This is a genomic window from Bradyrhizobium campsiandrae (genome assembly GCF_014529705.1).
Classification (GTDB): domain Bacteria; phylum Pseudomonadota; class Alphaproteobacteria; order Rhizobiales; family Xanthobacteraceae; genus Bradyrhizobium; species Bradyrhizobium campsiandrae.
The window spans coordinates 15,147-34,322 of sequence record NZ_JAANIH010000024.1; the positions used below are offsets into that span (position 1 = coordinate 15,147).

The 19,176-nt window shown below is 63.9% G+C and carries 15 protein-coding genes; 11 read left to right on the forward strand and 4 right to left on the reverse strand.

Annotation, left to right across the window (positions count from 1 at the left end; all coding sequences use genetic code 11):
* Positions 1–85: 85 nt before the first annotated feature.
* Genes G8O24_RS19100 through G8O24_RS19110 form a run of 3 tightly spaced genes read right to left on the reverse strand, consistent with a single transcriptional unit; the run spans position 86 to position 5,737 of the window.
* Positions 86–3,460, reverse strand: coding sequence for an error-prone DNA polymerase (locus G8O24_RS19100; RefSeq protein WP_188101934.1), 3,375 nt, complete (start codon positions 3,458–3,460; stop codon positions 86–88).
* Positions 3,457–5,052, reverse strand: a complete 1,596-nt coding sequence (locus tag G8O24_RS19105; protein WP_188101935.1) for a Y-family DNA polymerase — start codon at positions 5,050–5,052, stop codon at positions 3,457–3,459. The genes G8O24_RS19100 and G8O24_RS19105 overlap by 4 nt, the downstream gene beginning before the upstream one ends.
* Positions 4,949–5,737 carry an ImuA family protein gene (locus G8O24_RS19110; RefSeq protein WP_188101936.1) on the reverse strand — a complete coding sequence of 263 codons (789 nt, stop codon included), beginning with the start codon at positions 5,735–5,737 and terminating at the stop codon, positions 4,949–4,951. Before G8O24_RS19110 ends, G8O24_RS19105 begins: the two co-directional genes overlap by 104 nt.
* A gap of 161 nt (positions 5,738–5,898) precedes the next feature.
* Here G8O24_RS19110 and G8O24_RS19115 point away from each other — a divergent pair, with 161 nt between their 5' ends.
* The 3 genes from G8O24_RS19115 (at position 5,899) to G8O24_RS19125 (ending at position 10,322) form a co-directional block, all read left to right on the forward strand.
* Entirely contained in the window at positions 5,899–7,134 is a 1,236-nt protein-coding gene (locus G8O24_RS19115; protein WP_188101937.1) for a putative DNA modification/repair radical SAM protein, read from the forward strand.
* The gene (locus G8O24_RS19120) at positions 7,134–8,576 is read left to right on the forward strand and encodes a UdgX family uracil-DNA binding protein (RefSeq protein ID WP_188101938.1); all 1,443 of its coding nucleotides are present in this window, start codon (positions 7,134–7,136) and stop codon (positions 8,574–8,576) included. The genes G8O24_RS19115 and G8O24_RS19120 overlap by 1 nt, the downstream gene beginning before the upstream one ends.
* Before the next feature lie 123 nt (positions 8,577–8,699).
* Positions 8,700–10,322 (forward strand): inorganic phosphate transporter, encoded by a 1,623-nt coding sequence (locus G8O24_RS19125; RefSeq protein WP_188101939.1) that lies wholly within the window; start codon positions 8,700–8,702, stop codon positions 10,320–10,322.
* A 74-nt stretch (positions 10,323–10,396) separates the two neighbouring features.
* Here the strand turns inward: G8O24_RS19125 and G8O24_RS19130 are convergent, their stop codons facing one another.
* Positions 10,397–11,569, reverse strand: coding sequence for a M20 aminoacylase family protein (locus G8O24_RS19130; protein WP_188101941.1), 1,173 nt, complete (start codon positions 11,567–11,569; stop codon positions 10,397–10,399).
* A 177-nt stretch (positions 11,570–11,746) separates the two neighbouring features.
* Here G8O24_RS19130 and G8O24_RS19135 point away from each other — a divergent pair, with 177 nt between their 5' ends.
* From G8O24_RS19135 to G8O24_RS19170, 8 genes are all read left to right on the forward strand, one after another.
* Complete coding sequence (locus tag G8O24_RS19135) at positions 11,747–13,366, forward strand: GMC family oxidoreductase (protein ID WP_188101943.1); 1,620 nt, start codon at positions 11,747–11,749, stop codon at positions 13,364–13,366.
* Between the two features lie 79 nt (positions 13,367–13,445).
* Positions 13,446–13,667: a hypothetical protein gene (locus G8O24_RS19140; RefSeq protein WP_188101945.1), complete on the forward strand. Its 222-nt coding sequence runs from the start codon at positions 13,446–13,448 to the stop codon at positions 13,665–13,667.
* 403 nt (positions 13,668–14,070) lie between these two features.
* The gene (locus tag G8O24_RS19145) at positions 14,071–15,630 is read left to right on the forward strand and encodes a S8 family serine peptidase (RefSeq protein ID WP_188101947.1); all 1,560 of its coding nucleotides are present in this window, start codon (positions 14,071–14,073) and stop codon (positions 15,628–15,630) included.
* A 75-nt stretch (positions 15,631–15,705) separates the two neighbouring features.
* Positions 15,706–16,209: a hypothetical protein gene (locus tag G8O24_RS19150; protein ID WP_188101950.1), complete on the forward strand. Its 504-nt coding sequence runs from the start codon at positions 15,706–15,708 to the stop codon at positions 16,207–16,209.
* A 158-nt stretch (positions 16,210–16,367) separates the two neighbouring features.
* Entirely contained in the window at positions 16,368–17,312 is a 945-nt protein-coding gene (locus tag G8O24_RS19155; protein ID WP_188101951.1) for a metallophosphoesterase family protein, read from the forward strand.
* Between the two features lie 13 nt (positions 17,313–17,325).
* Positions 17,326–17,667: a cupredoxin domain-containing protein gene (locus G8O24_RS19160; protein ID WP_188101953.1), complete on the forward strand. Its 342-nt coding sequence runs from the start codon at positions 17,326–17,328 to the stop codon at positions 17,665–17,667.
* Positions 17,668–17,794: 127 nt separating this feature from the next.
* Positions 17,795–18,343: a sigma-70 family RNA polymerase sigma factor gene (locus G8O24_RS19165; RefSeq protein ID WP_187437320.1), complete on the forward strand. Its 549-nt coding sequence runs from the start codon at positions 17,795–17,797 to the stop codon at positions 18,341–18,343.
* A complete protein-coding gene (locus tag G8O24_RS19170; RefSeq protein WP_188101955.1) occupies positions 18,340–19,104 on the forward strand; it encodes an anti-sigma factor family protein in 765 nt (254 codons plus the stop codon). The genes G8O24_RS19165 and G8O24_RS19170 overlap by 4 nt, the downstream gene beginning before the upstream one ends.
* Positions 19,105–19,176: the final 72 nt, after the last annotated feature.

Here is a 19,176-nt window from a genome sequence, read left to right on the forward strand (position 1 = left end):
CAACCGGGCCGTCGCCCTTCGAGGCTCGCCGAAGAGGCGAGCCCCTCAGGGTGACGGTGAGAGGTTTGCGTGCGCAGAACCAGCTTCAATGAAAATCCCGCGACGGCGGCAGGATGCGAACGTTGCGGGGATGGCGGATCTTTTGCGCCGGCATATCCGTGAGAGCGCGAGCGTCTTCGTTGAGCGGTTCGACCACGGTGGCACCTGCCGGCACCGGAGGCTTGCGGCTCAGGGCATCATTGGCGAGGCCGACCAGATCGTGCGAGCGGTCGATCATCCGCTGCGCGATGAGATGCGTCACCTTCTCGGGGCTGCTCTGGATGTAGCCCTGGACCTCGATGAGGCGCGCGCCCATCACCTCCTTGCGGTACTGCTCCATGACCTTGGGCCAGACCACGACATTGGCGATGCCGGTTTCGTCCTCCAGCGTCATGAACACGACGCCGCTGGCGCTGCCCGGCCGCTGCCGCACCAGGACTACGCCGGCGCAGCGGACGCGGCGCCGTTCGTTCTCGTGGCAGATCTCCCTGCAGGTGACGATGCGCTCGCGCGACAACATCTCGCGCAGGAATTCCATCGGATGGCCTTTGAGTGACAGCCGGATGGTCTGGTAATCGGCAACGACCTGTTCGGGGCGCGGCATCACGGGGAGCGGTGCTGCGTGCTCGTCCGGTTGCTCCCGCGCTGTCGCCGCTTCGAACAACGGCAGCGGCACGTCGTCGGGCAACCGCCGCACCTGCCACAGTGCCTCGCGGCGATCGAGCCCGAGCGAGCGGAACGCATCGGCATCCGCCAGCAGGATCAGCGCGCGCTTGGGAAGCCCCGTATCGCGGGCGAAGTCTTCGAGCGAGGTGAAGGGCCGGCGATTACGCGCCGCGATGATGCGGTCGGCCCAGTCTTCAGGACTAACATAGGCCCTGCCCTGCTGCTTCGCCTGCTCCTTTTTGAGAAACTCCTCGTCCGGATCGAGCCAGTGAAAACCATCAATCTGGCGGAAGCCGAGGCGCACAGCGCAATATCTGCCTTCCATATTCTCCAGCGTGTTCTGCGCAAAGCTGTAGGACACGTCGATCTCGCGGACCTCGATGCCGTTCTTGCGGGCATCGCCGACGATCTGCGCCGGGGCGTAAAAGCCCATCGGCTGCGAGTTCAACAGGCCGCAGCAGAAGGCGTCGGGGTGATGATATTTCAGCCATGACGAGATGTAGACGAGCTGAGCAAAGCTCGCGGCATGGCTCTCCGGAAAGCCGTAGGAGCCGAAGCCCTTGATCTGGTCAAAGCAGCTTCTGGCGAAATTGGCATCATAGCCGCGCGCGACCATGTTGCCGATCAGCTTCTCCTCGTACTGGCCGATGGTGCCGACATTGCGGAAGGTCGCCATCGAGCGACGCAGGCCATTGGCTTCCTCGGAGGTGAATTTCGCCGCCTCGATCGCGATGCGCATCGCCTGCTCCTGGAACAGGGGCACGCCCATCGTTTTGTGCAGCACGTTATAGAGTTCGTCCTTGTCGCCATGATCCGGCGACGGAAACGGATAGCTCACCTTTTCCAGGCCATTCCGTCGCCGCAAATAGGGATGCACCATGTCGCCCTGGATCGGACCCGGCCGCACGATCGCGACCTCGATGACGAGATCGTAGAAGGTCCGCGGCTTCAGGCGCGGCAGCATGTTCATCTGGGCGCGGCTCTCGACCTGGAAGACGCCGAGCGACTCGCCGGCACACAGCATGTCGTAAACCCTGGGATCATCCTGCGGGACGGTCGCCAGAACCCAACGCTCGCCCTTGTGCTGATCGATCAGATCAAAGCATTTCCTGATACAGGTCAGCATGCCCAGAGCGAGCACGTCGACCTTCATCATGCTCAGCGCGTCGACGTCGTCCTTGTCCCATTCGATGAAGGTGCGGTCGTCCATCGCGGCGTTGCCGATCGGCACATAGGTGTCGAGCCGATCCTGGGTCAGCACATAGCCGCCGACATGTTGGGAGAGATGGCGCGGGAATTCGATCAGCTCGGTCGCAAGCTCGACCGCAAGGTTGATCATGGGATTTTTGGGATCGAGCCCGGCCTGCCGGACCTGCATGTCGTTGAGGCCCTTGCCCCAGCTGCCCCAGACGGTATCGGCGAGCGCGGCAGTGACGTCCTCGGTCAGGCCCAGCGCCTTGCCGACGTCGCGGATAGCGCTGCGCGGGCGGTAATGGATGACGGTGGCGATGATCGCTGCGCGGTGGCGGCCGTAGCGGCGATAGACATATTGCATCACCTCCTCGCGCCGCGAATGCTCGAAATCGACGTCGATGTCGGGCGGCTCCAGCCGCTCCTTGGAGATGAAACGCTCGAACAAGAGATCGACCTTGGTCGGATCCACCGAGGTGATGCCGAGCACGTAGCACACCGCCGAGTTCGCCGCCGAGCCGCGGCCCTGGCACAAAATGTTCTGGCTGCGCGCGTAATGGACGATGTCGTGCACGGTGAGGAAGTAATGCGCGTATTTCAGTTCTGATATCAGCGCGAGCTCCTTCTTCAGCGTTGCCCGCAGCTTGTCGTCGATATCGTCGTTGAAATATTTTTTCACGCCCGCCCAGGTCAGATCCTCCAGATGCCCTTGCGCGGTCTTGCCCGGCGGCACCGGCTCGTCCGGATACTGGTATTTGAGCTGGTCGAGCGAGAACTCGATCCTGTCCGCAAAGCGCATGGTCTCTGCGATCGCATCGGGAAAGTCGCGAAACAGCCGCGACATTTCCAGCGGCGTCTTCAAAAAGCGCTCGGCATTGGCCTCGAGCTTCCGCCCGATCGCCTCGATCGTGGTCTTTTCCCGGATACAGGTCAGCACATCCTGGAGCGGACGGCGGCCGGGATCATGATAGAGCACCTCATTGGTCGCGAGCAGCGGCACTTTTGCCTTGGCGGCGAGATCGTCGAGCCGCGCCAGGCGGCGCCGATCGTCGCCGCGATAGATCAGGCTCGCGGCCAGCCACACGCCTTCGGCACGGCTCGCTCTCAGCTTTGCGAGAATATCAAGCGCTTGCGCCGGCTCGAAGCGGTGCGGCAGCATCAAGACCAGGAGCTGACCTTCCGAGAACTCGAGAAGATCCGCGAAAGTAAGACGGCACTCGCCCTTCTCGATCCGCGAGATGTCGTCGCCGCGCTTGCCCCGGGTCAGAAGCTGACACAGCCGGCCATAGGCGGCGCGATCGCGCGGATAGACGAAAATGTCGGGCGTGCCGTCGATGAAGACGATGCGCGCACCGATCAGGAGTTTTGGCTTGTGCAGGACCTTGTCATTGTCGAGCTCGTTCCAGGCCCGCACCACGCCGGCGAGCGTGTTGTGATCGGCGATGCCGATCACGGGAAGGCCGAGCTTGCTGGCCTGGTGCACATAGGCGCGCGGATCCGAGCCTCCGCGCAAAAAGGAGAAATTGGTGGTGATGCCGATCTCGGCATAGGCAGGCGCGTTCATGCGAAGAGGCCGTGCACATACCAGTTGGGAGATGCGGGCTTGCCGTCGGCGTCGAACACCTCTCCCTCGTAAAGACCGTCGCGAAAGATCCAGAAACGCAGGCCCTCGGCATCCTCGATGCGGAAATAATCCCGCGTCAGCTGCTTGCCGTCCTGCCGCCACCATTCCATCGCGATACGTTCGGGCCCCTCCACCCGCACCACCGCATGTTTCGCGCGCCGCCAGGTGAATTGATGCGGCGGGCCGTCGGGCACAGTCGCGAACGGCACGGTGACCGGCTCCGGCTGGTCGAACAGCCTTAAGGGCCGCAGCGGCGGCTCGCTCTCGGCGCGCGCGGGCCATTCGGCCTGCATGGCAGCAGTGAGATGATGCTGCGCGGAGGCGGCCAGCACCGCCTGCTCGGGGATATGGGTATTCTGCGGCAGGTGCACGACGACACGCTTGCCGCCGATGCGCGCGGCGATGCGGTCGATCAGCGCGGCAAGCTCGTCACTGTCGTGGACATGGGCATCGAGGTCGCGCTGCTCCTGCACCACGATCTCGGTGCGGCTTGCCGACAGCCGCACCATGTCGAAGCCAAAGCCGGGATCGAGCGGATCGGCCAGCGCATCGAGACGTTCGCGGAACAGCCGGTCGACGACCGCGCTTCGCGTCACCGGACGTCCGGTTTCGACCATGATCGCGCGCACCACACCATCGGTGCGGAAGAAGGCGGCCTCCAGCCGCCGCGCGCCCTTGCCCTGCTTCTCCATGGCCGCGATCAACGTGTCAGCGAGCCGCGACAGCGTCATCGCGATCATGGTGTCGGTCGCGATCGGCTCGGCAAAGCGTTTTTCCACGATGTAGTCGGGCAGCGGCTTGCGCGGACTGATCGGCGCATCGCCCTGCCCCAGCGCATGCGCGAGCAGCGTGGAGAACCGCGCGCCGAAACGTGCGGTGATTTCGGAGGCGCTGCGCGATGCGACATCGCCGATGGTCTTCAGGCCGGCGCGGCGCAGGCCGGTGGTGATGGCCTCGTCCGCACCGAGCGCGGACACCGGAAACCGGTCGATCGCCGCCGCCTCCCCGCCATCGGCGACGATGCTGCCCGTGGCCTGCCGCGTCAGCGTGCGCGCGCAGACCGATGTGCCGGCAATGGCCGCGCTGACCGCAAAGCCTTGCCGCGCCAGCGCACGGACCAGTGTCTGCAACAACGCAGCCTCGCCACCGAACAGATGCGCGCAGCCGGTGATGTCGAGGAACAGCCCGTGCGGCGCATCGAGCGCCACCAGCGGCGTGAAGCGGTCGCACCAATCGGCGATGTCGCTCAGCGTTTTCGCGTCCGCCACGACATCGGCGTCGAACACTTTTAAATCCGGACACATCGCCCGCGCGTTCGCGAGCGGCTGGCCGATATACAGGCCGAGGCGCTCCGCAACCTCGTTCAGTGCATGGATCACCAATGCATTGACGTCCTTGATGACGACAATGCTGGGATCATTATTGTTTTTACCCAGCCCGGCGCTGTTGAAGAACCGCTGGATCCGGTCGATGGGCAGGCGCGGCAGCCACAGGCTGAGAATACGCCGACGGCTCACTGAACTGGCACTCATCACACTTCCATTCCATGATCCACCGGCCACACGGGCCATGACGATTGCGCAACAGCTCGGCATCGAAGCGCGGCGCGCCCCAGACACTCCACATCGGGCCCGGCGGCGAATGGGCCGCACGCAGCATCCATCGCGTCTCCGCCGTCGAGGGCATCGGTTGCGCGGCCATCCGCAACAGCAGACCGGTGACGCCGGACGATTGCGCGGCCAGCGTCAGCTTGCGGCTTGCCACCAGATCAAACTGCCTGGTCTCGCCCCAGAGCTCGAGCACGACGGCGCCGAGCGCATCGCACGCGAGCGCATCGGCCGAGGTGCGTAGCGCACTCTCCACATCGGCGGCACGCACCATCACCACGCGACGCGGATCGAGGCCGAACTCGGCGAGCCCGCTCATCGACAGCGCGCCGGTCTCCATCTCCGAGAAATCCTGGCGCACCCACAAGAGCGGCCGCTGGGCCGTGACACGGCCTGCAAGCCCGGTGACAAAGCCGGTCGCGGCTGCGCCCTGGCGCCCTTCGCAAAACACCTCGTGGATCGCCGCGCGCGCGAGCCCGCCCTTCAACGCGGCGTCGGCCTCGCTATGGCCGAGCGCGATGCGGTCGTGCCGATGCACGACCTCTGCCGTCTCGATCCGCTCGATCTGGCTGCGCAAGATCGCAAGCGCGCTCATGCGTGCGCCGCTCATGCTCGCCGCTCCTCAAAGAGTGATGCCGTGGCCTTTCAAAAAAGAACCAACGGCTGGCTCATTTGTTCATGATATGTTCTAATATAAAGCTAACGGCAGCCGGAGAGTCAATCGAATTGGTGCTCTTTCGGATTCGTAAATTGAATCAAAGGGATTCCGGAATGGACGTACAACGCAAACTGGAAATTCTCGCGGATGCCGCCAAGTACGACGCCTCCTGTGCCTCCAGTGGCACCGAGAAGCGGGATTCCAGCGACGGCAAGGGCATGGGCTCGACTGCGCCCGGCATGGGCATCTGCCATTCCTATGCGCCGGACGGACGCTGCATCTCGCTGCTCAAGGTGCTGCTGACCAACGCCTGCAACTACGATTGCCTCTATTGCGTCAACCGCGCCTCCTCCAACGTGCCGCGCGCCCGCTTCACCATCGACGAGTTGGTCAAGCTCACGCTCGACTTCTACCGGCGCAATTACATCGAGGGACTGTTTCTTTCCTCCGGCATCATCCGCAGCCCCGACTACACGATGGAGCAGGTGGTGAGCGTCGCGCGAAAACTGCGCGAGGAGCATCACTTCCGCGGCTACATCCATCTCAAGACCATTCCCGAGGCCGACGACGCGCTGATCGTGGAGGCCGGCAAATATGCCGACCGCCTCTCCATCAACATCGAAATGCCCGATGCGGCGAGCCTGCAGCAATTCGCGCCGGAGAAGGACGTGCGCGCGATCCGCCGCACCATGGGCCGGCTGCGGCTAAAGCTGGATGAGGCAGAGGACAACCGCGCGGCAAAAACAAGGGCCAAGCCACATCGTTTCGCGCCCGCAGGCCAAAGCACGCAGATGATCGTCGGTGCCGACAGCGCGAACGATCACACCATTCTCCACGCCAGTGCCAATCTCTACGGCTCATACAGGCTGCGGCGCGTCTACTACTCCGCTTTCAGCCCGATCCCGGATGCCAGCCGCGCTTTGCCTCTGGTCCAGCCGCCGCTGCTGCGCGAGCACCGGCTCTACCAGGCCGACTGGCTGATGCGCTTCTATGGTTTCGACGTTGCGGAGATCGTCGACGACAGCGCCATGCTGCCGCTCGACATCGATCCGAAGCTCGCCTGGGCGCTGCGCCATCGCGACCGCTTCCCGCTCGACGTCAACCGCGCCAGCCGCGAGGAGCTTTTGCGCGTGCCGGGCTTCGGCACCAAGGCGGTCGAGCGCATCATCGCGACGCGGCGCACCACGACGATCCGCATCTCCGATCTGGCGCGTCTGCACGTGCCCAAGCACAAGGCGCTGCCGTTCATCGTCCTCAGCGATCACCGCCCCTCGCCGCATCGCCTCGATGAAGCGCGATTGATCGAACGACTCAAGCCGAAAGCAACGCAACTGGGGTTTGGCTTCTGATGCAGTCCATCATCCTCGACACCGAAACCGATTTCGACGGCTGGCGTAAAGCCGCACGCAGCCTCGTGCTTCATCAGGTGCAGCCAACCGACGTCACCTGGACCGTGCAGGGCCGCGACGCCGATTTGTTCGCGCAGTCCGCAACCTCGCCGATCCTCGAGGTGAACGACGGCACCTTCAGCGTATCAGGCAAATTCGTCGAGCTCGCGAAATCAGCAATCCTGCATCGCGATCGCGAGCGCTTTGCGATCCTCTATCGGCTGCTCTGGCGATTGAGAGACCATCATGATCTCATGGACGTCGCGACCGATCCCGATGTCGCGCGGGTCACGGCGATGGCCCGCGCGGTTCATCGCGACGAGCACAAGATGCATGCCTTCGTCCGCTTCCGCGAGATCGGCAGAGAGCGCGCGGCGCACTATGTCGCCTGGTTCGAGCCGGAGCATCACATCGTCGAGCTCGCCGCGCCGTTCTTCGCCAGGCGCTTTGCCGACATGCCCTGGTCGATCCTGACGCCCGATCTCTGCGCGCATTGGGACGGCCACGCACTCTCTTTCACGCCTGGCGTGAGCAAGAGCGAAGCGCCGGGCGAGGACCCGCTGGAGGAAACCTGGCGGCGCTACTACGCCAGCATCTTCAATCCGGCGCGGCTCAAGGTGAAGGCGATGCAGACGGAGATGCCGAAGAAATACTGGAGGAACCTGCCCGAGGCTTCGATCATTAAACCCTTGATCGAGGACGCCGAACGCATGACCGGCGCCATGATCGCCAACGCCGCAACCGATCCGCACAAGCCTCAGAAGCGGCCGGAGGCTCCGATGACACGCAAGACGACCACTGACGATCTCGACGCGCTTCGCGAGGAGGCCGCGCATTGCCGCGCCTGCCACCTCTACAAGGACGCGACACAGACCGTGTTCGGCGAAGGCCCGAAGGATGCCACCATCATGCTGGTCGGCGAGCAGCCCGGCGACAAGGAAGACCTCGCCGGCCATCCTTTCGTCGGCCCGGCCGGCCAGATGCTCGACCGCGCGCTTGCGGAGGCCGGCGTCGATCGCAAGAAGGTCTATGTCACCAACGCGGTGAAACACTTTAAATTCGTACCGCGCGGCAAGATCCGCCTGCACCAGAAGCCGGCAACGCCGGAGATCAAGGCGTGCCGGCAGTGGTACGAGCGGGAAGTTTCGGCAATCCAGCCTGAGCTGATCGTGGCGATGGGCGCGACCGCCGCGCAAAGCGTGTTCGGCAAGATCACGCCCATCGGCAAGACCCGCGGCCGGCTCATAGACCTTCCCGACGGACGCAAGGCTCTGGTGACGGTGCATCCGTCCTACCTGCTGCGGCTACCCGATCCCGAGGCGAAGGCGATGGAATATCAGCGCTTTGTCGAAGACCTGTCGATCGCCGCTGCATTGCAAAAGAAGTCTGCGCGCGCCGCCTGAGAGGCTGTTACAGGCAGCAACAAAGACTGGATAAGTTCCATCATTTCAATTGCCTGCCCGCGATTTCAACTGCCTGTCACATGCCGCGCGCAAGATCGTCGCCTTGGGACAGGAGAATTTCCAATGAGTGACGTTGCTTTGCCGGGCTCCATCGAGCCTGCTTTGAGTAAGGGACCAGACCTCAATCGCGGATTCCATCCGCTCACCGGCGTGATCTACATGGGCGTGATCGCCGCTGCGCTGCTGTTCGTCGCCTACAGCATCTGGGTCGACGTCGATGCCGCCGGCGCGCAGGTCAAGACCTTTGCTCCCTTCCTCCTGCTCTTCGTCGCGCTTCTGATCGCGCTCGGCTTCGAGTTCGTGAACGGCTTCCACGACACCGCCAACGCCGTCGCCACCGTGATCTACACCCGCTCGCTGCCCGCTCACGTCGCCGTGGTGTGGTCCGGCATGTTCAACCTGTTCGGCGTGCTGCTGTCCTCGGGCGCCGTCGCGTTCGGCATCGTGTCCTTGCTGCCGGTCGAGTTGATCCTCCAGGTCGGCTCCAGTGCCGGCTTCGCGATGGTGTTCGCGCTGCTGATCGCCGCGATCATCTGGAACGTCGGCACCTGGTATTTCGGCCTGCCCGCCTCGAGCTCGCACACGCTGATCGGCTCGATCATGGGCGTCGGCATCATGAACGCGGTCCTGCACGGCCGCAGCGGCACCTCCGGCGTCGACTGGACCCAGGCCACCAATATCGGCAAGGCGCTGCTGCTGTCGCCGCTGTTCGGCTTCGCGCTCGCCGCCGGCCTGCTGCTGATCCTGCGCACCGTGCTGCTGCGCGCCACCCCCGCTCTGTTCGGCGAGCCGAAGGGCGACCAGCCGCCGCCGTGGTGGATTCGCGGCATCCTGATCCTCACCTGCACGCTGGTGAGCTTCTTCCACGGCTCCAACGACGGTCAGAAGGGCATGGGCCTGATCATGCTGATCCTGATCGGCACCGTGCCGACCGCCTACGCGCTCAACCGCGCGCTGCCGGAGAGCCAGATCGCAGCGTTCAGCCAGAACTCGGAAGCCGCCAGCAAGATCATCGAAGGCAAGGCTGCCGGCTACAGCGTGATCGGCAATCCGCGTCCCGCCGTAACCAACTATGTCGCGCAGCACGAGGTCAACGGCGGCACGTTCCCATCGCTCGCCGTGCTCGTGCGCGACATCTCCAAGCAGGTGACCACCTACGGCTCGCTCGCCAAGGTGCCGGCCGATCTCGTCGGCAACACCCGCAATGACATGTATCTCGCCTCGGAAGCGCTGCGCTTCCTGATGAAGGACAAGGAAGCCGAGCTCAGCGCGGCCGACGTCAGCGTACTCACCGCCTACAAGGGCTCGCTCGACAGCGCCACGAAGTTCATCCCCGGCTGGGTGAAGATCGCGGTCGCCATCGCGCTCGGCCTCGGCACCATGGTCGGCTGGAAGCGCATCGTCGTCACGGTTGGCGAGAAGATCGGCAAGACCCACCTGACCTACGCGCAAGGAGCCTGTGCCGAGATCACCGCAGCCGCCACCATCGCCGCCGCCGACGTCTACGGCCTGCCTGTTTCGACCACGCACGTGCTCTCGTCAGGCATCGCCGGCACCATGGCCGCCAACGGCTCGGGCCTGCAATGGGCGACGATCCGCAACATCGCGATGGCCTGGGTGCTGACCCTGCCGGCCGCGATGATCATTTCGGGCGTGCTCTATTATCTGTTCTCGCACCTGTTCTGAGACGCGAGACGGTCCCGACAAAAAGGGCCCGTGCGATGCACGGGCCCTTTTCATGTGCAATTTCATTCAGCGTATCACGACGCCGCAAGCTGCTCCTCGACCAGCTTGACCCAATAGGACGTGCCGAACACGATCGCCTCGTCGTTGAAATTGTAGGCGGGATGGTGCAGGCCGGCGCTGTCGCCGTTGCCGCAGAAGATGAACGCGCCTGGGCGCGTTTCCAGCATGTAGGCAAAATCCTCGCCGCCCATCAACGGCGACATTTCGAGCACGTTGGCCTCGCCCGCCACCTGCTTGGCAATGCGCATCGCGACCTCGGTCTCCGCGGCGTGGTTGTTCACGACGGGATAACCGCGCTTGTAGTGCAGATCGATCTTGGCCCCGGTGATCTGGGCGACGCCCGCGACGACCTCGCGCACGCGCTTCTCGACCAGCTTGCGCACGTCGGGCGTCAGCGTGCGGATCGTGCCCCTGAGCGTTGCGGTTTGCGGAATGACGTTGCGGGCATTGCCGGCGTGGAATTCGCAGATCGAGATCACGGCCGATTCCAGGGGATCGACGCTGCGCGCGACGATCGACTGCAAGGCCGTGATCAGCTGCGCCCCGACGAGAACGGAATCGACGCATTTGTGGGGACGCGCGGCATGGCCGCCGAGGCCTTCGATCATGATATCGACCTCGTCGGTCGACGCCATGATCGGGCCGGGCCGGATCGCGAACGAGCCGATCGGAATGCCTGGGCCGTTGTGCATGCCGTAAACCTGATCGATGCCGAAGCGCTCCATCATCCCATCCTTGACCATCGCCGCGCCGCCGGCGCCGCCCTCTTCGGCCGGCTGGAAGATCACGACGGCATCGCCGGCGAAGTTGCGGGTCTCGGCGAGATAGCGCGCAGCGCCGAGCAGCATCGCGGTGTGCCCGTCATGGCCGCAGGCGTGCATCTTGCCCGGAAGCTTGGAGGCGTAAGGCAGGTTGGTCTGTTCCTCGACCGGCAGCGCGTCCATGTCGGCGCGCAGGCCGATCGCCTTGAGCCCGCCGCCGGCCGGCTTGTTGCCCTTGATCACGCCGACCACGCCGGTCTGGCCGATGCCGCTCACCACCTCGTCGCAGCCGAACTCGCGCAGCCGATCCGCGACGAATGCTGCGGTGCGGTGGACGTCATACAGCAATTCGGGGTGCTCATGGATGTCGCGCCGCCAAGCCTGGATATCGGGTTGAAGGTCGGCGACGCGGTTCACGATCGGCATGGAGGGGTCTCAAGCTTTGTTGAAAATGCAGGATTGTCTACCATGCAAGCGCCAGTCCACCCAACGGTCTCTGGCCGGGGTTTAGCCCTGCTTGTTCGGCATGGCCGGGCTTGTCCCGATCGTCACTGTCCGCCTATTAGGATGGAACGTTAGAGACCAATTCAGGGTGGAAGCAGAATGCCGAGGCGGCTCGAAGGTGAGTTTGACTATATTGTCGCGGGCGCCGGCACGGCCGGCTGCATCGTCGCCAATCGCCTGTCGGCCGACCCCAAAAACCGAGTCCTCGTTCTCGAGGCCGGCGGGGACGACAACTGGATCTGGTTCCATATTCCGGTCGGCTATCTCTTTGCGATCGGCAATCCACGCTCCGACTGGATGTTCAAAACCGAGGCCGAGCCCGGCCTGAACGGCCGGTCGCTCGCCTATCCCCGCGGCAAGGTGATCGGGGGCTGCTCGGCCATCAACGCCATGATCTCGATGCGCGGACAGGCCGCCGATTACGATCACTGGCGCCAGCTCGGCATGACCGGCTGGGGCTATGATGACGTGCTGCCGCTGTTTAGGCGGATCGAGGATCACTTCCTGGGCGCGAGCGAGCATCACGGTGTCGGCGGCGGCTGGCGCATCGAGGCGCCGCGGCTGTCCTGGACCATTCTCGACGCCGTTGGCGATGCCGCAGAAGAGATGGGGATCAAGCGCATCCCGGACTTCAACACCGGCGACAACGAGGGCACGAGCTATTTCCACGTCAACCAGAAGCGCGGCCGACGCTGGTCCTCGGCACGCGGTTTCCTCAAGCCGGCCTTGAGACGCCCCAATCTGCGGCTTGAGAAGCATGTGCTGGTCGAGCGCCTCATCATCGAGCAGGGCCGTGCCGTCGGCGTTCACTTCATCCAGAACGGCGAGACCATCGAGGCGCGCGCCCAGCGCGAGGTGATCCTCTCGGCCGGCTCGATCGGCTCAGTGCAGGTGCTGCATCGCTCCGGCATCGGGCCAGCCGACTGGCTGTCGCCGCTCGGCATCGACATTGTCATGGACAAGCCCGGCGTGGGGCGGAATTTGCAGGACCATCTGCAGCAGCGCGCGATCTACAAGGTCGAGGGCGTGCGGACGCTGAACGAGACCTATTACAACCTGTTCCGCCGTGGCCTGATGGGCCTCGACTATGCCTTCCGCCGTCGTGGTCCGTTGACCATGGCGCCATCGCAGCTCGGCATCTTCACGCGCTCAGACGCGACGCGCGCGCGCGCCAACATCCAGTTCCACGTGCAGCCGCTGTCGCTCGACAAGTTCGGCGATCCGCTGCACCGCTTCCCGGCGATCACGGTGAGCGCCTGCAATCTCCAGCCGACTTCGCGCGGCACCGTGCGCCTGCGCTCGGCGAGCCCGGACGAGAAGCCGATCATTGCGCCGAATTACCTGTCGACCGACGACGACCGCCAGGTCGGCGCCGACGCCATCCGCACCACACGCCGCCTGATGCAGCAGAAGGCGCTGGCGAAATATCGACCCAGCGAATATCTGCCCGGCCCCACCGTCGGCGACGACGACGCCTCGCTCGCAAAGGCCGCCGGCGATATCGGCACGACCATCTTCCATCCCGTCGGCACCGCGAAAATGGGCGCGGCGAGCGATCCGATGGCCGTGGTCGACGAGCGCCTGCGCTTCTACGGCCTCGGCGGCCTTCGCGTCATCGACGCCTCGATCATGCCGACCATCACCTCGGGCAATACCAACACGCCGACCGCGATGATCGCCGAGAAGGGCGCGACGATGATCCTGGAGGATGCGAAGTAGCATCCGGTGCGACCGCCGCGCGGGCACCGGGATGGAGCGGCCCGGACGGTCCTCCCTGCAAAGACATGAAAACAACCCCATGCACAGTAGCGGCGCAGTCAAGCGACGGCCCGTCGGTGCGACCACGATCGAGCGCGCCCAAGATTCGCATTTTACGAATTTCACTTGCGACGTCGGGCAAAACAGTGGCATGATGTCACCGTGCCCATTCGAAAGCGGCATCGATGTGGTTGCCCTGTTCGGGGGCGAGGCGGACGTGAAACGCCACGGCCTCGGTCTTGGTATGGCGGACGGCAAATAGCGGATAACTCTGGACGCCTGGATGGTGCGCGCTGTCTTGGCCGAAAAAACTCTGTTCTGATCGACCAGAGATGCTATACTAGTAGTTGAATTTTTATTTTTGCTGAACCGTTGCACCCCGGTAATTTCAGCCGGGATCGTCACTGGACCCATGCGGAAAATCCAAATGCATTCTCGGCCGTAAGGACGGCCGCAGCAGAAGGACGTGTAAAGTCGCCTCATCGCTATCGCTCGCAAAGCGATCGCGGCGAGCTGCAAGGACATCCGCGCTGTGGGTTGGCGAGTTGTCATCAGACTAGAAGGCCAAAGCCGAATTCGCGAAGTTCTATCCGGATGTGAGCTGTTATTCGTTCGCGTTAAACGCTGATGTGATGTCAACCAACCGACAGATCGTGGAGGGCAAGATGCCTCGGTACAAAGCGCTCGGAGAGTGGCACGAGGTGACGCTCGTTAATCTCGGCGAGCTGGGTGGGAACGATGTCACGTTCCCTGCTGCTGCCGGCAGGCGGGCGGCTCATATCCCGGCGCCGACCTATACCCAAGCGATTCAACAGGCCGTCAGCGCTTCATCGGTTCTGCAATCACGCATCCCCGATCTGGCAAATGTTACCGTCGTGCAGGCGCACGTCGCAGCACGTCCCAGCCATGGAACGAGGCGCGGCGCGGCGTCACCGGTCTCAACCTCTTCCACGCAAATGCTCCTGACGCAGACTGTGATCGCCGAAGGCTTGAGGCAAGCTGATCTTGCTATTGCAGTGAAGGACTTTGGAGCCACCGTGATCGAGGAAGGTCTTGATGGCAAGGTGCTCCTGCGCGTCGCGTCCATCAAGCAAGTGTTTCCCCTCGTTGAACGCCTCACACAACTGGAAGTGGGATCCGTTACGCCCAATTTTATTCGACGCATTGCCTCCATCAACAAATCGGCACCGGCCGCGGCCTGGTCTCATGACAAGATCGGTGTGCCGGCCGCATGGACGGTCACCCGTGGGAGAGCCGACGTGAAAGTCGCCGTGCTCGACGAGGGGGTGGACACTGCCCACCCCGCTTTGAAAGCAGCGGTGGTTGCGCAAAAAGATTTCATCGGAAACAATGGCAGCTCGGCCATACCCGCCGGGAACGATGCACATGGCACCGCATGCGCAGGGATTGTTGTGTCACGCGACAACACTTTCCCGGGCATCGCCCCGAATTGCTCCCTCATCGCAGCGCGCATTGCCATGGGTGACGGCAGTGGGCACTGGATTTTCGACGACTTCAAGACCGCGGATGCGATCGATTGGTGCTGGCGGCAAGGCGCCGCCGTACTCTCGAATTCCTGGGGTGGCGGCGCTCCGAGTGACGCCATCAGTCGCGCCTTCGCACGTGCGCGAACTCAAGGGCGCGATGGGCTGGGTGCCGTGGTCGCTATCGCGGCAGGTAATGACCAGACTCCGATCGACTTCCCCGGCAACCTGCCTGGATATGTCACGGTCGGCGCCTCCAATCCTGCCGACGAGCGCAAGACGAAAACCTCCTCCGACGGGGAAGATTGGTGGGGCTCAAATTATGGCCCAGCCATGCATCTCCTCGCCCCGGGTGTCTTCATTTGGACCACGGATATCTCCGGACCCGCGGGCTACGACCCCGGCGATTTCACGAAGACCTTCAATGGAACCTCCTCCGCAACGCCGGCGGTCGCCGGTGCCGCGGCGTTGATGATCAGCGCGAATCCCGCGATCAGCGCTGCCAGCGTCCGCGATTTGCTCGGAACCACCGCAAAAAAGATCGAGGGCCAGACGACTTGGACGCCTGAACTCGGTTGGGGCAGGCTCGACGTTGGCAGTGCGGTGACAGCCGCGAAGGGCGCCGGAGCGCCCGCACCTGCGAAGCCACCCAAGAGAAAGGCCAAGAAAGCCAAGAAAGCCAAGAACGTTAAGAAAGCCAAGAAGGCAAAGAAGGCCAAGAAGGCACGCAAAGGGAGATAGAGTCCGATATGCCAGTGCAGGGGCGGCACAGATCCCCCCATGGCCTGTAACGCCTTTAGACTGTATACTCGCAATATGAGCACATACTACTACGCTGGCGGCCAGAAGGTCGACCTGGAGCCGGACCAGGAGCACGTCGCGGTCGACCAAGCCGCCGCCAAAGAGGCCGGACTGGACGCCAAGGTCAGTCCTGACTCCAGTACTGCGATGCGCGCAGGAGCCGGCGTCCTCGTGACGCCGCGCTCGTCGTTGGCCCCTGATATCCTTCGGCTACTTCAAGAGGCTGGCGCTCTTCAACCCGTGTACAGGCGTGACAAAGCCGTCGTCGTTGCCATGCCAGAGGTACGTGTCGAGTTCGACACCCCTGCTCAGCGCCGCAAGGTGATGAAATTTCTGTCCCCGAATGCTTCCGACGTCTCGGTCACCGAGGACACAAAAGACCGCCTGGTGCTTCGGCCTGTCTCCGGCCACGGCGAGGACGCCTTGAACCTCGCCAACAGCATTCAGGAACACGCCAAGCCCGCCGCCGCTTCAGTCCGCTTTGTGCAGTTCGTCCCCAAGCCGGGGACCATTGGGTAAACCTGACCGTGACCCGGTCCTGGGCTCCTGAACGGCAAGCCTCGGGCTCACGAAAACGTCATTCTCTTCGGTCCGCAACGCCGTGCGTGCGGGAATAAACCCGGCCTCCCCCCGATCATCTCCCCGAAGCCCAATTCCGGGCCAAAGGAGACGTTGCGATGCGCGGACATGACCACGGGGACGACGGCGTCAGCCGCCGCAAGGTGTTGGAATGCATGACCTGGGCCGGCACCGGGGTGCTCTGGACCATCACAGGCGGCGTGCCGCGCTCGCTCGGCATCATCGATTCTGCTGAAGCTGCGACCGCTGCCGCGCCCGGCATGACCTTCCTCCAGATCAGCGACAGCCATGTCGGCTTCGACAAGCCGGCCAACCCCAATGCGCTGGGCACGCTGGAGGAGGCCGTCAACAAGATCAATGCAATGCCGGCCAAGCCGTCGTTCATGATCCACACCGGTGACATCACCCATCTGTCCAAGGCCGCCGAGTTCGACAACGCCGATCGCATCATCTCGCAGTCCAAGCTCGACGTGCATTACGTGCCCGGCGAGCATGACTTCCTCGACGAGGAGGTGAAGTTCTATCGCGAGCGTTACGGCCGTGGCACCAAGGGCCAGGGCTGGTACTCGTTCGATGCCGGTGGCGTGCACTTCATCGGCCTCGTCAACGTCGTCGACCTCAAGGCCGGTGGCCTCGGCAATCTCGGCACCGAGCAACTCGCCTGGCTCGAGGACGATCTACGCGGCAAGTCGAAATCCACGCCTATCGTCCTGTTCGCACACATTCCGCTCTGGACCGTCTATCCGGAATGGGGCTGGGGCACCGAGGACGGCGGCCGGGCGCTCGAATACGTCAAGGGTTTTGGCTCGGTCACCGTGCTGAACGGCCACATCCACCAGGTGATGCAGAAGGTCGAAGGCAACGTCACCTTCCATACCGCGCGCTCGACCGCCTTCCCGCAGCCCGCGCCGGGCGCCGCCTCCTCGCCCGGACCGATGAAGGTCGAGGATGCCAAGCTCCGCGCGATGCTCGGGGTCGCCAGCGTCAACTTCAAGCAGAACGAGCAGCGGCTCGCGATCATCGACACGCCGCTCCAAGGTTGAAGAGAAGCTGACCATGAAGACACTCAGCCGCCGCGACTTCGCCGTCGACTTCGGTCTCTCCTTGGCCGCGGCCATCCTGCTCCCCGTCACGACCGCCCGTGCCGACAACACCGCCTTGGAGGTGCATATCGACAATTTCGTCTTCCAGCCGCAGGAGCTCAAGATCAAGGTCGGCACGACCGTGACCTGGACCAACCGGGACGACATCCCCCACACCGTGGTGTCGGCCGGCAAGTTCCGGTCCAAGACCCTGGACACCGACGACAAGTTCACGTTCACCTTCACCGATGCGGGCGACTACAAGTACTTTTGTTCGTTGCACCCGCACATGACCGGGATGATCAAGGTTGAGTAACGTCTCCAACCAAGGCATCTCTGTCTTGCCCGGCCGGTGGTCCCACGCCGGCCGGGCTCGCATGCCTTCGGGCAGAACTCACGACGCAACGACGTACCAAACGCAGCAAGAGGCAAAGCGAGAGGCGATGCCCGTCAGCGACGATTTCCAGAAGGCGCAGCGCTTCCGCGAGGCGGCACTGCCCTATCTCGACGACGTCTACACGCTCGCACGCTATCTGCTGCGCGATGCCTCCGACGCGGAGGACGCGGTGCAGGAATGCTATTTGCGTGCGCTGAAGCATTTCGACAGCTATCGGGGCCCGGCCATGAAGCCGTGGCTGTTCGCGATCCTGCGCAATGTCTGCAACGCCGAATATGCCAGACGCGCGCATTCGCACGCCGCGATCGAGGATACGCCCGGCGCCGCCGATCAGACGCCGATGTGGCAGGAGAACGAGGCCAGCCCGGAGACCGAGGTGCTGCGCAGCCGCGACGCCGGCGCCATCCGCAAGATGATCGACGCACTCGCCGAGCCGTTCAAGGAAACCTTCGTGCTGCGGGAGATCAACAACCTGTCCTACCGTGAAATTGCAGAAGCCGTCGGCGCCCCGGTTGGCACCGTGATGTCCCGCCTCGCCCGTGCCCGCGCCATGCTGCGCGCGGCCTGGACGGCGGAAGAGGAGCACTCGAAATGACCTGCGACGAAGCACAGATCCTGCTTCACGCGCTGCTCGACAACGAGCTCGATGCCGGCCACGCGCGCGAGGTCGAAGCCCATATCGCGACCTGCCCGGCCTGTACCGCCGAATTCACGGCACAGCGCGAGATGAAGCGCGTGCTGGCCGACACCAAGCTGCGCTACAGCGCCCCCGCGAGCCTGCGCACGCGTATCGAGGCGTCGATCCCGCAGGCGCGGCCGCAGCCGAGCCGGCGTTCCGTGCTGCGCGGTTTCGCGATGGGCTCGGCGGTCTCGGCACTCGCCGCCACCGGCGTCGTCGCCGTCGTGCTGCGCCAGGACGACCAGCAGCGCATCCTCTCGGAGGTGGTCTCCGCGCATCTGCGCTCGCTCCAGGCCGGGCACCTCATCGACGTGGTCTCGACCGACCAGCACACCGTCAAGCCGTGGTTCAACGGCAAGCTTGACGTCGCCCCGCCCGTGATCGACCTCACCGCGCAAGGTTTTACGCTGGTCGGCGGCCGGCTCGACTATGTCGACGCACGCGCCATCGGCGCGGTCGTCTACAAGCGCCGGCAGCACATCATCAACCTGTTCGTGTCGCAGACGGCGAGCACCGAGCATCGGCCCCCGAAGACACAGACCATGCAGGGCTTCAACTGCCGCCGCTGGGGCGAACGCGGCCTGAACTTCTGGGCCGTCAGCGACATCGGCGGCGACGAGCTCGCCGAGTTCGTCGACAAGTTCGAGACGGCGATGAAGGCGAATGTGGAGGGGTAGTAGTCTCCGCCGTCATTGCGAGCGCAGCGAAGCAATCCAGACTTGTCTCCACGGAGGGACTCTGGATTGCTT

Excerpts from the sequence above, each read along its gene's own strand:
- G8O24_RS19100 (WP_188101934.1), bottom strand. The coding sequence starts at position 3,460 with ATGAACGCGCCTGCCTATGCCGAGATCGGCATCACCACCAATTTCTCC.
- G8O24_RS19105 (WP_188101935.1), bottom strand. The coding sequence starts at position 5,052 with ATGAGTGCCAGTTCAGTGAGCCGTCGGCGTATTCTCAGCCTGTGGCTG.
- G8O24_RS19110 (WP_188101936.1), bottom strand. The coding sequence starts at position 5,737 with ATGAGCGGCGCACGCATGAGCGCGCTTGCGATCTTGCGCAGCCAGATC.
- G8O24_RS19115 (WP_188101937.1), top strand. The coding sequence starts at position 5,899 with ATGGACGTACAACGCAAACTGGAAATTCTCGCGGATGCCGCCAAGTAC.
- G8O24_RS19120 (WP_188101938.1), top strand. The coding sequence starts at position 7,134 with ATGCAGTCCATCATCCTCGACACCGAAACCGATTTCGACGGCTGGCGT.
- G8O24_RS19125 (WP_188101939.1), top strand. The coding sequence starts at position 8,700 with ATGAGTGACGTTGCTTTGCCGGGCTCCATCGAGCCTGCTTTGAGTAAG.
- G8O24_RS19130 (WP_188101941.1), bottom strand. The coding sequence starts at position 11,569 with ATGCCGATCGTGAACCGCGTCGCCGACCTTCAACCCGATATCCAGGCT.
- G8O24_RS19135 (WP_188101943.1), top strand. The coding sequence starts at position 11,747 with ATGCCGAGGCGGCTCGAAGGTGAGTTTGACTATATTGTCGCGGGCGCC.
- G8O24_RS19140 (WP_188101945.1), top strand. The coding sequence starts at position 13,446 with ATGCACAGTAGCGGCGCAGTCAAGCGACGGCCCGTCGGTGCGACCACG.
- G8O24_RS19145 (WP_188101947.1), top strand. The coding sequence starts at position 14,071 with ATGCCTCGGTACAAAGCGCTCGGAGAGTGGCACGAGGTGACGCTCGTT.
- G8O24_RS19150 (WP_188101950.1), top strand. The coding sequence starts at position 15,706 with ATGAGCACATACTACTACGCTGGCGGCCAGAAGGTCGACCTGGAGCCG.
- G8O24_RS19155 (WP_188101951.1), top strand. The coding sequence starts at position 16,368 with ATGCGCGGACATGACCACGGGGACGACGGCGTCAGCCGCCGCAAGGTG.
- G8O24_RS19160 (WP_188101953.1), top strand. The coding sequence starts at position 17,326 with ATGAAGACACTCAGCCGCCGCGACTTCGCCGTCGACTTCGGTCTCTCC.
- G8O24_RS19165 (WP_187437320.1), top strand. The coding sequence starts at position 17,795 with ATGCCCGTCAGCGACGATTTCCAGAAGGCGCAGCGCTTCCGCGAGGCG.
- G8O24_RS19170 (WP_188101955.1), top strand. The coding sequence starts at position 18,340 with ATGACCTGCGACGAAGCACAGATCCTGCTTCACGCGCTGCTCGACAAC.